18 protein-coding genes are annotated in these 12,859 nt (G+C 59.3%); 17 read left to right on the top strand and 1 reads right to left on the bottom strand.

The genetic code is table 11. The annotated features are described in order from the left end of the window. Nucleotides 1-6: 6 nt before the first annotated feature. The 13 genes from rpsN to rplQ all read left to right on the top strand — a co-directional run bounded on the left by rpsN (nt 7) and on the right by rplQ (nt 7,926). Entirely contained in the window at nt 7-312 is a 306-nt protein-coding gene (gene rpsN, locus IEX27_RS03080; protein ID WP_188719449.1) for a 30S ribosomal protein S14, read from the top strand. Nucleotides 313-324: 12 nt separating this feature from the next. Continuing rightward, on the top strand, nt 325-723 hold the full coding sequence (rpsH, locus tag IEX27_RS03075; RefSeq protein ID WP_188719448.1) for a 30S ribosomal protein S8: 399 nt from the start codon (nt 325-327) through the stop codon (nt 721-723). 34 nt (nt 724-757) lie between these two features. Beyond that, nucleotides 758-1,291, top strand: coding sequence for a 50S ribosomal protein L6 (gene rplF / locus IEX27_RS03070; protein WP_188719447.1), 534 nt, complete (start codon nt 758-760; stop codon nt 1,289-1,291). Between the two features lie 10 nt (nt 1,292-1,301). Next, nucleotides 1,302-1,661: a 50S ribosomal protein L18 gene (gene rplR, locus IEX27_RS03065; RefSeq protein ID WP_188719446.1), complete on the top strand. Its 360-nt coding sequence runs from the start codon at nt 1,302-1,304 to the stop codon at nt 1,659-1,661. A 91-nt stretch (nt 1,662-1,752) separates the two neighbouring features. Beyond that, entirely contained in the window at nt 1,753-2,316 is a 564-nt protein-coding gene (gene rpsE, locus IEX27_RS03060) for a 30S ribosomal protein S5 (RefSeq protein WP_188719445.1), read from the top strand. 57 nt (nt 2,317-2,373) lie between these two features. Then, a complete protein-coding gene (rpmD, locus tag IEX27_RS03055) occupies nt 2,374-2,574 on the top strand; it encodes a 50S ribosomal protein L30 (protein WP_188719444.1) in 201 nt (66 codons plus the stop codon). Nucleotides 2,575-2,593: 19 nt separating this feature from the next. Next, nucleotides 2,594-3,061, top strand: a complete 468-nt coding sequence (rplO, locus tag IEX27_RS03050) for a 50S ribosomal protein L15 (RefSeq protein ID WP_188719443.1) — start codon at nt 2,594-2,596, stop codon at nt 3,059-3,061. 231 nt (nt 3,062-3,292) lie between these two features. Then, entirely contained in the window at nt 3,293-4,633 is a 1,341-nt protein-coding gene (gene secY / locus IEX27_RS03045; RefSeq protein WP_188719442.1) for a preprotein translocase subunit SecY, read from the top strand. Then, nucleotides 4,630-5,211: an adenylate kinase gene (locus IEX27_RS03040; RefSeq protein WP_188719441.1), complete on the top strand. Its 582-nt coding sequence runs from the start codon at nt 4,630-4,632 to the stop codon at nt 5,209-5,211. The genes secY and IEX27_RS03040 overlap by 4 nt, the downstream gene beginning before the upstream one ends. A gap of 250 nt (nt 5,212-5,461) precedes the next feature. Next, the gene (gene rpsM / locus IEX27_RS03035) at nt 5,462-5,830 is read left to right on the top strand and encodes a 30S ribosomal protein S13 (protein WP_188719440.1); all 369 of its coding nucleotides are present in this window, start codon (nt 5,462-5,464) and stop codon (nt 5,828-5,830) included. A 130-nt stretch (nt 5,831-5,960) separates the two neighbouring features. Then, a complete protein-coding gene (rpsK, locus tag IEX27_RS03030; RefSeq protein WP_188719439.1) occupies nt 5,961-6,350 on the top strand; it encodes a 30S ribosomal protein S11 in 390 nt (129 codons plus the stop codon). A 94-nt stretch (nt 6,351-6,444) separates the two neighbouring features. Next, entirely contained in the window at nt 6,445-7,455 is a 1,011-nt protein-coding gene (locus IEX27_RS03025) for a DNA-directed RNA polymerase subunit alpha (RefSeq protein WP_188719438.1), read from the top strand. Nucleotides 7,456-7,497: 42 nt separating this feature from the next. Then, a complete protein-coding gene (rplQ, locus tag IEX27_RS03020) occupies nt 7,498-7,926 on the top strand; it encodes a 50S ribosomal protein L17 (RefSeq protein ID WP_188719437.1) in 429 nt (142 codons plus the stop codon). Nucleotides 7,927-8,059: 133 nt separating this feature from the next. Here the strand turns inward: rplQ and IEX27_RS03015 are convergent, their stop codons facing one another. Further along, complete coding sequence (locus IEX27_RS03015) at nt 8,060-8,410, bottom strand: DMT family protein (protein WP_188719436.1); 351 nt, start codon at nt 8,408-8,410, stop codon at nt 8,060-8,062. A gap of 245 nt (nt 8,411-8,655) precedes the next feature. On the opposite strand from IEX27_RS03015, the gene IEX27_RS03010 reads away from it, so the two are divergent. Genes IEX27_RS03010 through IEX27_RS02995 form a run of 4 tightly spaced genes read left to right on the top strand, consistent with a single transcriptional unit; the run spans nt 8,656 to nt 12,850 of the window. Beyond that, nucleotides 8,656-10,113 carry a DegQ family serine endoprotease gene (locus IEX27_RS03010; protein WP_188719435.1) on the top strand — a complete coding sequence of 486 codons (1,458 nt, stop codon included), beginning with the start codon at nt 8,656-8,658 and terminating at the stop codon, nt 10,111-10,113. Nucleotides 10,114-10,116: 3 nt separating this feature from the next. Then, complete coding sequence (locus IEX27_RS03005; protein WP_188719434.1) at nt 10,117-11,439, top strand: replication-associated recombination protein A; 1,323 nt, start codon at nt 10,117-10,119, stop codon at nt 11,437-11,439. Between the two features lie 28 nt (nt 11,440-11,467). Next, the gene (crcB, locus tag IEX27_RS03000; RefSeq protein ID WP_373869852.1) at nt 11,468-11,833 is read left to right on the top strand and encodes a fluoride efflux transporter CrcB; all 366 of its coding nucleotides are present in this window, start codon (nt 11,468-11,470) and stop codon (nt 11,831-11,833) included. 27 nt (nt 11,834-11,860) lie between these two features. Beyond that, nucleotides 11,861-12,850, top strand: coding sequence for an RluA family pseudouridine synthase (locus tag IEX27_RS02995; RefSeq protein ID WP_188719433.1), 990 nt, complete (start codon nt 11,861-11,863; stop codon nt 12,848-12,850). Nucleotides 12,851-12,859 lie beyond the last annotated feature (9 nt).

Raw genomic sequence — 12,859 nt, 5'->3', positions numbered from 1 at the left:
CTATAAATGGCAAAGATTAGCGCAGTCGAGAAGAACAAGGCGCGCCGGAAGCTGGTAGGCCGTTACGCTGCAAAGCGTGCCGCGCTCAAGGCTATCATCATGGACAAGAGCAAGCCGATTGAAGAGCGCTTCAAGGCGCAGCTTCAGCTTGCTGCCCTTCCGCGCAACTCGTCGAAGACTCGCATCCGCAACCGCTGTGAGGTTACGGGTCGTCCGCGTGCTTACTACCGCGAGCTTGGGATGTCGCGTATCGCGCTTCGTGAGCTTGGTAACCGTGGCCTGATCCCAGGCCTTGTCAAGTCCAGCTGGTAGGGGAGGCATCCGATGTCTGTTAATGATCCAATCGGTGATATGCTGACCCGTATCCGCAACGCACTCGGCCGTAAGAAGTCCACGGTCACGACGCCGGCTTCCAAGCTGCGCGCTCGCGTTCTGGATGTTCTGAAGGCTGAAGGCTACATTCGGGATTACAGCCAGGTCGATTATGGTAACGGCAAGTCCGAGATCAACATCGAGCTGAAGTATTTCGAAGGTGCGTCCGTTATCCGCGAGATCGTCCGCGTTTCGAAGCCTGGCCGCCGCGTTTACGTGTCGGTAAAGACCATTCCGCACGTCGGCAACGGTCTCGGTATCGCCATCCTTTCGACGCCGAAGGGCGTTATGGCGGACCATGAGGCTCGTGAGAAGAACGTCGGTGGAGAGGTTCTCTGCAAGATTTTCTAATCTAGCGGAAACGTAGAAGGAACGAGGGCATAACATGTCTCGAATTGGCAAAAAGCCGGTTCCAGTGCCGGAGAGCGTGACCGCTTCCATCGATGGTCAGACCATCACGGCTAAGGGGCCGAAGGGCGAGCTAAAGTTCGTCTTTACCGAAGAAGTACTTGTAAAGCTTGAGAATGGTGGCGTGGTTGTTACGCCGCGTGACGAAACCAAGGATGCTCGTTCGAAGTGGGGTATGACCCGCACCCAGATCTCGAACATCCTCAACGGCGTCAAGACCGGTTTCGAGCGCAAGCTTGAGATCAGCGGCGTTGGTTATCGTGCAGCGATGCAGGGCAACACGCTTGCTCTGTCGCTGGGCTTCAGCCACGAAGTCAATTATGTTGCCCCTCAGGGCATCACGATTGCTACGCCGAAGCCAACGGAAATCGTGGTTACCGGTATCGACAAGCAGGTTGTCGGCCAGGTCGCTGCGGAAATCCGCGCTTACCGTGGTCCAGAGCCTTACAAGGGCAAGGGCGTGCGGTACTCGGACGAAGTAATCGTCCGTAAGGAAGGCAAGAAGAAGTAAGGATCTAGCCATGGTGTCGAAAGTATCCGTTACGCGACGCGCAGGGCGCGTCCGTCGTAAGCTGAAGTCGGTGGCCAATGGCCGCGTCCGTCTTTCGGTTTACCGTTCTTCGAAGAACATCTATGCCCAGCTCATCGACGATGTGAAGGGTCATACGCTCGCTGCCGCTTCCACTCTCGACAAGGATCTTCGCAGCTCGCTGAAGACCGGCGCCGACGTTGATGCAGCTGCTGCTGTCGGCAAGCTCCTCGCTGAGCGCGCCAAGCAGGCGGGCGTCAGCGAGGTCGTCTTCGACCGCGGTGCCTACCTGTACCACGGCCGCGTGAAGGCTCTTGCAGACGCAGCTCGCGAAGGCGGTCTGCAGTTCTAATTGAACTTTTCATTCCTCCCGCGTTGCTGTAAGCACCGCGGGAGTATGCTTTAACAACCCGTGCTTCCGGAAAAGAACAAGGAAAAGGGCAATGGCACAACAGCAAGGACGTAAGGACGATCGCCGTCCGCGCGAAGAGCGCGACAGCGAATTCGTTGACAAGCTGGTCCACATCAACCGTGTTGCCAAGGTGGTCAAGGGCGGCCGCCGTTTTGGTTTCGCGGCACTCGTCGTCGTCGGTGACCAGAAGGGTCGCGTCGGCTTCGGTCATGGCAAGGCACGTGAAGTGCCGGAAGCTATCCGCAAGGCGACGGAAGCTGCCAAGCGCGACATGATTTTCGTTCCGCTGCGTGAGGGACGTACGCTGCACCACGACGTTAACGGCGCACACGGCGCTGGTAAGGTTCTGCTGCGCACCGCCAAGGCTGGTACCGGTATCATCGCCGGTGGTCCTATGCGCGCAGTCTTCGAGGTTCTCGGGGTTCAGGACGTTGTTTCGAAGTCTCTCGGCTCCTCCAACCCCTACAACATGGTGCGTGCCACCTTCGACGCTCTGAAGCGTCAGGCGCATCCGAAGGATGTCGCTGCACAGCGTGGTATCAAGTACTCCGTACTGCAGGCGCGCCGCGGCGCTGCCGCTGGTTCGGAAGAGTAGGGCAATCCGTGCGGCGTTGCCCAAGGGCAACCTAGCCGCTGGTAGAGGATGACGAAAATGGCAGAGAACAAGAAGGGCAAGACGGTCACCGTCGAACAGATCGGCAGCCCCATTCGCCGCCCCAAGGAACAGCGTGCGACGCTGATCGGCCTGGGGCTGAACAAGATGCACCGCCGTTCCACCCTGGAAGACACTCCTTCCGTCCGTGGTATGATCGCCAGCGTGAGCCACCTGGTTCGCGTTGTCGACGAGGCCTGAGAGATCCGGGATTAAGACTATGAAGCTCAACGAACTCAGGGATTCTGAAGGCGCTACCAAGTCCCGCAAGCGCGTCGGCCGTGGTATCGGTTCCGGCAGCGGCAAGACCGGTGGTCGCGGCGTCAAGGGACAGTCGTCCCGCTCGGGTGTCGCCATCAACGGCTTCGAAGGTGGTCAGATGCCAATCTACCGCCGCCTGCCGAAGCGCGGTTTCGTGAACATTTTCCGCGGTGACTTCGTCGAAGTGACCGTGGAGCGTATCCAGGCCGCCATCGACGCCAAGAAGCTTGACGCCGGCAAGACGATCGACGCTGCTGCTCTCGTAGAGGCCGGCGTTATCCGCCGCGCCAAGGACGGCGTTCGCGTACTCGGCAACGGCGAGCTGACCGCTAAGGTTACGCTGGACGTTGCTTACGCCACGAAGTCGGCTCTCTCGAAGATCGAGAAGGCTGGTGGTTCCGTCAAGCTGCCGGTACAGGCAGCCTGATCTGAAAAAACTTGCAAGCGATGCCCACAGGCATCGCTTGCATCTTTGCCGCTCCGGTCCTATCTCGGCATTGGCTTGCGTCGTTGGAATCGGTTTCCCCCGGGCGAGTCGTGTGTAACTGAGGGGCGGGTATCCGGTTTTTGCGCAGGTTAACTCCGGCGTATAAGCTTTACCGGCGTCCAATTATTCATCGCCGCCGTAGAGCGTGCGTGATGAAGCGGAGAGAACTGCATGGCCTCTGCAGCCGAGCAACTAGCATCCAATCTCAATTTCTCTGCTTTTGCTAAGGCAGAAGACCTGAAAAAGCGCATCTGGTTCACGCTGGGCGCACTCCTGGTCTATCGTCTCGGAACCTACATTCCGATGCCTGGCATCAACCCTGACGCATTCGCGCAGGCGTTCCAGCAACAGTCCGGCGGCGTTCTAGGCATGTTCAACATGTTCGCCGGTGGTGCCGTTGAGCGCATGGCGATCTTCGCGCTGGGCATCATGCCTTATATTTCCGCCTCCATCATCATGCAGCTGCTGACGAGCGTCGTGCCGTCCCTGGAGCAGCTGAAGAAGGAAGGCGAGCAGGGCCGCAAGGTCATCAACCAGTACACCCGCTACGGTACAGTCATTCTCGCTCTCGTACAGGCCTATGGCATTGCAGTCGGGCTTGAGGGTGGACAGAACATCGTCAGCGATCCGGGCTGGTTCTTCCGTATTTCCGCCGTCATCACGCTGCTCGGCGGCACCATGTTCCTGATGTGGCTCGGTGAGCAGATTACTGCACGCGGCATCGGCAACGGCATTTCGCTCATCATCTTTGCCGGTATCGTGGCAGGGCTTCCGTCCGCCATCGGCGGTACTCTCGAGCTCGGCCGCACTGGTGCGATGTCGACCGGCCTGATCCTCGCGATCATCGTCATCTGCATCGCCTGCATCGGTGTCATCGTCTTCTTCGAGCGTGCGCAGCGCCGCCTTCTGATCCAGTATCCGAAGCGCCAGGTTGGCAACCGCATGTTCCAGGGCGACACGTCGCATCTGCCGCTGAAGCTGAACACCGCCGGCGTCATTCCTCCGATCTTTGCTTCGTCGCTGCTGCTGCTGCCTGCAACGCTTGCCGGTTTCGCCGACACGACGCAGCTGCCCGGTTGGGCTGCAACGATCCTTGCGACGCTCGGCCACGGTCAGCCGCTCTACATGTTCCTGTATGCGGCGATGATCATGTTCTTCGCGTTCTTCTACACCGCGATTGTTTTCAACCCGAAGGACACCGCTGACCAGCTGAAGAAGCATTCGGGGTTCATTCCAGGCTATCGTCCCGGCGAGCGCACTGCTGAATACATCGACTATGTGTTGACTCGCATCACTCTCATCGGGGCGATCTACCTGGTCCTGATCTGTCTCCTTCCGGAGTTCCTGATTTCTGCGACTGGTGTGCCGTTCTACCTCGGTGGTACGTCGTTGCTGATCGTTGTGAGTGTTACGCTCGACACGGTTGCTCAAGTTCAGGGACACCTGATCGCCCATCAGTATGAGGGCCTGATCAAGAAGTCCAAGCTCCGGGGAGGGAAGAGAGGCAGATGAGATTAATTCTTCTAGGACCGCCCGGCGCGGGCAAGGGCACGCAGTCGCAGATCCTTGTCGAGAGACTGGGCATTCCGCAGCTTTCAACCGGCGACATGCTTCGTGCCGCGGTGAAGGCCGAAACGGAAATCGGGAAGCGCGCAAAGGCCGTGATGGACGCCGGTGAGCTGGTGTCCGACGAGATCGTCAACGCGATCGTTGCCGAACGCATCGACCAGGCGGATTGCGCCAACGGTTTTATTCTCGACGGTTATCCACGCACGCTCGTGCAGGCTGACGCGGTCGAGACCATGCTCTCCGAGCGCGGTATCAAGCTCGATGCAGTCATCGAGCTGGTGGTGGATGACAAGGCTCTCGTTGGCCGCATCCTCAACCGTGCGGAGGAAGCCAAGGCTGCCGGACAGCCGGTCCGCAAGGACGACAATCCGGAAGTGTTCGAGGAACGTCTTCGCGAATACTACAAGAAGACGGCGCCGCTGATCGGCTACTACTATGCCAAGGGTCAGCTTCGCTCCGTTGATGGAATGGCCTCTGTCTCAGAGGTTACTGGCGCGATCGCAGGCATTCTCGGAAAGTAACGTCAGGGTTCGGGTGAGGGCGTGCGGCGCTCACCCTTAGGGTCGTAAGGCCTGAACCTGGGCATCTGCCGAAAGAGAATGGATCCGGGAGTTGACTTTTCCGGTAGAATCCGTCAAGACCACGCCAATTCGCTGGATTTTCATGGCGGTCGGCGTCGGTCTAAGTTGACCGGGCTGGGCGCTTTTGTCTTGTTCGGTTGGATGAAATAATCCGCTGTGACAGCGGTCAAAAGAACCAAGGAGATACGACGTGGCCCGTATTGCTGGCGTCAATATTCCAACTAACAAGCGCGTTGTTATTGCGCTTCAGTACATTCACGGCATTGGCCAGAAGTTCGCTCAGGAAATCATCGAGAAGGTGAACATTCCTGCGGAAAAGCGCGTTCATCAGCTCACCGACGCTGAAGTTCTTGCTATCCGCGAGACGATCGACCGCGATTACCAGGTTGAAGGTGATCTGCGTCGTGAGACCTCGATGAACATCAAGCGTCTGATGGACCTGGGCTGCTACCGCGGTCTGCGTCATCGCCGCAGCCTGCCGGTTCGTGGTCAGCGCACGCACACCAATGCGCGTACCCGCAAGGGTCCTGCCAAGGCAATCGCCGGCAAGAAGAAGTAATTGGTGAATAGGGAATGGTGAATTGTGAATAGCAGTCCGACTGAGGACCGTTCGCCATTTACCAGGTACCATTCACCAAAGGTGTAGCCGCTGGCGTTACGGCGGCGTAGAGATCGTTGAAAGGAATACCATGGCTAAGGAAGCCGCTCGCGTTCGTCGTAGAGAACGCAAGAACATTTCGTCGGGTGTTGCGCACGTTAACTCGACTTTTAACAACACGATGATCACCATCACCGACGCGCAGGGCAATGCGATTGCCTGGTCGTCTGCTGGTGCGCAGGGCTTCAAGGGTTCGCGCAAGTCGACCCCGTTCGCTGCTCAGATCGCAGCGGAAGATTGCGCCAAGAAGGCGCAGGAGCATGGTATGCGCACGCTCGAGGTTGAGGTCTGCGGTCCTGGTTCTGGCCGTGAGTCCGCCCTCCGTGCACTCCAGGCTGCTGGCTTCACGATCACGTCGATCCGCGACGTCACGCCCATTCCGCACAATGGTTGCCGTCCGCGTAAGAAGCGCCGCGTCTAATGCCTTTTCTGCTGATGGCGCCGTCAGGCGTCATCGGTGGTTCCAGAACGCCTGCCACGATTGGATGGTGGCAGGGTAACGGAAGGATAAATCCATGATCCAGAAAAACTGGCAGGAACTGATTAAGCCGAACAAGGTTGAGTTCAGCTCCAAGGGCCGTACTCAGACGGTTCTTGTTGCCGAGCCGCTCGAGCGCGGTTTTGGTCTGACGCTGGGCAATGCGCTCCGTCGCGTTCTGCTGTCGTCGCTGCGCGGTGCTGCTGTCACCGCAGTGCAGATCGACGGCGTTCTGCACGAGTTCTCCTCGATCCCTGGCGTTCGTGAAGATGTCACCGACATCATCCTGAACATCAAGGAAATCGCTATCAAGATGGAAGGCGACGGCCCGAAGCGGATGGTTGTCCGCAAGCAGGGTCCAGGCGTCGTTACCGCTGGTGACATTCAGACGGTAGGCGATGTCGAGGTTCTGAACCCGGATCACGTGCTCTGCACGCTGGACCAGAACGCCGAAATCCGCATGGAGTTCACGGTTAACACCGGCAAGGGCTACGTGCCTGCCGATCGCAACCGCGCTGAGGATGCTCCGATCGGACTGATCCCGGTCGACAGCCTGTATTCTCCGGTGAAGAAGGTGTCGTACAAGGTTGAGAACACCCGTGAGGGCCAGGTTCTTGACTATGACAAGCTGACGCTCACGATCGATACCGACGGTTCGATCAGCGGCGAGGATGCCGTTGCTTTCGCAGCACGCATTCTGCAGGACCAGCTGTCACTGTTCGTCAACTTCGAAGAGCCGCAGAAGGAACAGCCCGTCGAGCAGGTTACCGAACTCGCGTTCAACCCTGCGCTTCTCAAGAAGGTCGACGAGCTGGAACTCTCCGTACGCTCGGCGAACTGCCTGAAGAACGACAACATCGTCTACATCGGCGACCTGATCCAGAAGACGGAAGCAGAGATGCTCCGTACGCCAAACTTCGGACGCAAGTCGCTCAACGAAATCAAGGAAGTGCTGGCATCGATGGGTCTGCACCTGGGCATGGAAGTCCAGGATTGGCCGCCGGAAAACATCGAAGAGCTCGCCAAGCGCTACGAAGACCAATATTGACCCCCGGGCTAAGCCCGAAGGGAATATTAAGGAGACAGAGCCATGCGCCACGGAAATAGCGGACGCAAGCTGAACCGAACCTCTAGCCACCGTAAGGCCATGTTCGCCAATATGGCGGCCTCGCTCATAGAGCATGAGCAGATCGTCACCACCCTGCCGAAGGCGAAGGACCTGCGTCCGATCGTCGAGAAGCTCGTCACCCTCGGCAAGCGTGGCGACCTGCATGCCCGCCGTCAGGCAATCTCTGCCATCCGTGACGAGAAGGCCGTCCGCCGTCTGTTCGAGACGCTGGCACCGCGTTACGCTTCGCGTAATGGTGGCTACCTGCGCATCATGAAGGCGGGCTTCCGCTATGGCGACAACGCACCGCTGGCCGTGATCGAGTTCGTTGAGCGCGATCCTTCCGCCAAGGGCGCTGCTGACCGCGTGCGCGTCGAAGCAGAGCGCGCAGCTGAAGAAGAAGCAGCGTAAGCTTCAAGGCTCATTGCTGATACGAAAGGCCTCGGTTTTACCGGGGCCTTTTTCTTTTTTGAGATATGATCTTGAATGAAAGCGAGCGCTAACACCCGCATGCTGAGCCTGTCGCAGTATGTCGGCGAGAGGCTTACCCCAAAGGGCCCTTGAAGATGAAGAAGGCGCCGAGGCAGATGAGGGCGAAGCCGACGAGGTGATTTATCGTCAGCTGTTCGTTCAGGTAGAAGACTGAGAACACGGCGAAGACGGCGAGGGTGATCACCTCCTGGATCGTCTTCAGTTCCGCCGCCGAATAGACAGAGTGGCCTATGCGGTTTGCGGGCACGGCGAAGCAATATTCGATAAAAGCGATGCCCCAGCTGACGAGGATGACCACGATCAGCGGCTTGCTGCCGAACTTCAGGTGCCCGTACCAGGCGAAGGTCATGAAGATGTTTGAAATGGCGAGCAGGACTATTGGCGTAACGTAGCTAAGGGCCATGGATGACCTCGGTGCGCAATGCGGCTGGGCAGGGTTGGTGAGCGATTTCGCTGTGCCTTTTGGGAAAAATCGGGGCACAGAGTTTTCCTTTTCTTATACACATTCCTATGTGACACAAGCGTTCCCTCGATGGTGTAGTCGGTACGATTGAACCGGCGCGCGTCGCTGGGTAGCGCAAAGCGAAGATTTCGCTCTATGATCCTGATTTGTGTGCATTCGCGCGTGGTTGGTGAGGCAAAGGCATAATGAACAAGCGGTTTTTGAGTCTTGTAGTGGTTGCGGTTTTGACCTCCGGTACGGCTCTGGCGCAGAGTGACGGCAAGAGCCTGCGCGATACGTTGTCGGAGTTGCTGCGCGGAGGGCAGACAACGGAGCAGAACGTGCAGCGCAAGGTGCCGTTCAGCAACGAGCAGATCCAGCTTTCCTTCGCGCCCTTGGTTGCTGAAGTCTCGCCCGCGGTGGTGAATGTCTATGCCTCGACGCGTGTGCAGGCGCGCTCGCCGTTCCAGGGCGATCCATTTTTCGAACGCTTCTTCTCGTTCCCGCAGATGCCTCCGCGCGTGCAGTCTTCGCTGGGCTCAGGCGTATTCGTCGACCAGTCCGGTATCGTGGTTACGAACTACCACGTGATCGAGGGTGCGGATGAGGTCCGCGTCGCGCTCTCCGACGGTCGGGAATATGCAAGTGAGGTCGTGCTGCAGGATGAGGCGCTCGATCTCGCCGTGCTCAAGGTTGAAGCCAGCGAGACTTTCCCAGTCGCACCGCTGGGCGATTCAGAAGCGCTTCAGGTGGGGGATCTGGTGCTCGCCATCGGCAATCCCTTTGGTGTCGGGCAGACCACGACGAGCGGCATCATTTCGGCTGTCGCCCGCTCGCTCGGCGGCATCGGTGATTTCGGCTACTTCATCCAGACCGACGCTGCGATTAACCCGGGCAACTCGGGTGGCGCACTGGTCAACATGCAGGGCGAGGTGATCGGCATCAATACGGCAATCTACAGCCGATCGGGTGGTTCGATCGGCATTGGCTTCGCCATTCCCGCCAATCTAGTGCGAGCGGTCGTGGAATCGGCCAAGGAAGGGTCTGACCATTTCGAGCGGCCCTATGTCGGCGCCAACATGGAGCGGGTGACGCCGGACGTCGCCAATGCGCTTGGCATGACAAGGCCCGCAGGAGCCTTGGTGACGAATATTGCGGCTGACAGTCCTGCGGCAGAGGCAGGCATCGAGCCGGGCGATATCGTAATCTCGGTGGACGGAAAATCGGTCGATACACCGGAGAGCCTCGATTACCGTCTCGCGACGCTTCCACTGGGCTCGGCCGCCGAAGTTGAGGTCCTGCGCAACGGCAAGCCTACCAAGCTTTCGCTGACCATCCAGAAGGCGCCTGAGGGTTCCGGTGAAAAGCTGCAGATCGGAGGACGCGGTCCATTCGCGGGTGCGACCGTGGCGGACCTGACGCCTGCCGTTCTCCAGCGGATGCGGCTTCCGGTGACGGAGACCGGCGTGGTGGTAACGGATATCGCGCGCAATTCTCCGGCGGCCCGCATGGGGCTCAAGACCGGCGACATCGTGCGCGAACTCAATGGCGAGCCCATCAAGACCGCCGCGCAATTCAAGTCCCTTGCGGAAGAGGATACGCGCCTCTGGCGCTTCGCCATCAACCGCGACGGACGCATTCTGACGCAGATCCTTCGCTTCTAGACCATGGCCGATCTTTTTAACCAGAACCCGGATGCAAGCGCGGCTGCCCTGCCAGGCAAGCCGCTTGCCGATCGCCTTCGCCCAAAGAAGCTGGATGAGGTCGTGGGGCAGGAGCATCTCACCGGTCCCGATGGGGCGCTGACCCGCATGATCCGATCTGGAACGCTGGATTCGCTCATCTTCTGGGGACCGCCCGGAACAGGCAAAACCACCGTGGCGCGGCTGCTTGCAGGCGAGACATCACTCGCGTTCGAGCAGATTTCCGCGATCTTTTCAGGTGTGGCCGATCTCAAGAAGGTTTTTGATACGGCCCGCATGCGCAGGAGCCAGGGTCGTCAGACGCTGCTCTTCGTGGATGAGATCCATCGTTTCAATCGTGCCCAGCAAGATTCGTTTCTGCCGGTCATGGAGGACGGGACGATCATCCTGATAGGCGCGACAACGGAGAATCCGTCCTTCGAGCTCAATGCGGCTCTTCTGTCCCGGGCTCGCGTGCTGATCTTCAAGCCTCATGAGGCTGACAGCCTCGAGCGATTGCTGGCACGCGCCGAGACGGAGGAGGGCAAGCCTCTGCCTATTGACGAGGAGGCCCGCGCGGTGCTCATCCGCATGGCGGACGGCGACGGGCGCGCAATCCTGACGCTTGCGGAAGAGGTCTGGCGTTCGTCCGGCGAAGGCGAAGTGTTTGATGCCGAAGGCGTGCAGAACATCGTCCAGCGCCGCGCCCCAATCTATGACAAGGGCCAGGATGGTCACTACAATCTGATCTCGGCCCTGCATAAGTCCGTGCGTGGTTCCGACCCGGATGCAGCACTTTATTACATGTGCCGGATGCTCGATGCCGGCGAGGACCCGCTCTACGTCGGTCGCCGTCTGGTGCGCATGGCTGTCGAGGATATCGGGCTTGCCGACCCACAGGCAGTCGTCATCGCCAATGCCGCCAAGGATGCCTATGAGTATCTGGGCTCGCCCGAAGGTGAACTGGCGCTCGCGCAGGCCTGCGTCTATCTGGCGACCGCGCCGAAATCGAACGGCGTCTATGTGGCCTACAAGGCTGCGATGCGGGCGGCGAAGGAAAATGGATCGTTGCTGCCGCCCCGGCACATTCTCAATGCGCCGACTAAGCTCATGAAGGAAACGGGCTACGGCGACGGCTACCAGTATGACCACGACATGCCCGACGCCTTCTCCGGTCAAGACTATTTCCCTGAAGCCATGGGGCGTCAGCGCTATTACGATCCGCCGGAACGGGGTTTTGAGCGGGAGATCCGCAAGCGTCTCGACTATTGGGCGAAGCTGAGGCGCGAGCGCGCCGCCAAGGGCTGAACAAAGGGGAAGTGACCTGTATCATTTTATGCTGGTTTGTCTTGGCGGCGGCATCGGCGCGGGGCTGCGCCATCTCACCAATCTTGGGGCCGCGCGGCTGCTTGGCATTTCCTTTCCGTGGGGTACGTTCACGGTGAACCTCGTGGGCAGTCTTGCCATGGGGTTCATCACCGGCTGGATCGCCCAGCGCGTGAGCGGTTCGCAGGAGCTTCGCCTTTTTCTCGCCACCGGCATTTTGGGCGGCTTCACCACCTTTTCCGCGTTTTCGCTCGACACAGTGACGCTCTGGGAGCGGGGAGACGTGACGACTGCTGCGACTTATGTGCTCGCCAGCGTCATAGGCGCCATTCTTTGCCTCTTTGCCGGATTGTGGCTCGCAAGAAGCGTTTTCTAGTGGTATGCCCGCCCAAATGGTGACGATATGGCTGGCATAGAACAAATTAAAGTAGATGACGGCGAAGCGGGCATGCGCCTCGATCGCTGGTTCAAGGTACATTATCCAGGGCTTGCCTTCGGGCAATTGCAAAAGCTGCTGCGCACGGGCCAGGTTCGTGTCGATGGCGGTCGGGTCAAATCCGAAACCAGGGTTCAGCCGGGACAGATGGTTCGTGTCCCGCCCCTGGGTGGCGTTGACCACAAGAGCACGCTTCCCACGACGACGCGCACCATGCGCGGTCAGGGCGACAGCGAAGTGCTCTCGCAGATGTTGATCTATGAAGATGAAAAGGTCTACGTCTTCAACAAGCCTGCGGGCCTGGCGGTGCAGGGGGGCTCCGGCCTCAATCGTCACGTCGATGGCATGCTGGAAGCCTGGCGCAACAAGAAGGGCGAGAAGCCGCGTCTTGTGCATCGTCTCGACCGTGAGACGTCGGGCGTTCTGGTTGTCGCGCGGACGCGACTTGCAGCCATGAAGCTGACCGAAGCTTTCAGGCTGCGTGAGACGAAGAAGACCTATTGGGCGCTCGTCAAGGGTGTGCCGCGCAAGCGGGAAGGGCGGATCTCGACCTGGCTCGTGCGCGAGGCGACGCCGGATGGCGACAAGATGCGCGTCGCCAAGCATGGCGAGCTCGGCGCGGATCACGCCGTATCCAACTACCGCGTCGTCGAGCAGGCAGGGCAGGCGCTCTCCTGGCTGGAGCTTGAGCCTTATACCGGCCGCATGCATCAGCTGCGCGTCCATACCGCCTATATGGGCTGCCCAATCATTGGTGATCCGAAGTACTTCGAAGCCGATCAAAACTGGGAGTTTCCCGGCGGCATGCAGAACCGTATGCACCTCCATGCCCGGCGCATCGTCATTCCGCATCCGGACAAGGGCGTGGTGGATGTGACGGCCGACCTGCCGCCGCACATGAAGCAGAGCTGGAACCTACTTGGTTTCGACGAAGCCTCTGCCGAAGAAGACAACTAACGGGAAGGT

Source organism: Nitratireductor aestuarii, assembly GCF_014641695.1.
GTDB lineage: Bacteria > Pseudomonadota > Alphaproteobacteria > Rhizobiales > Rhizobiaceae > Chelativorans > Chelativorans aestuarii.
The sequence above is the reverse complement of the archived record's forward strand: the minus strand, read 5'-3'. Positions and strand labels throughout refer to the sequence as shown.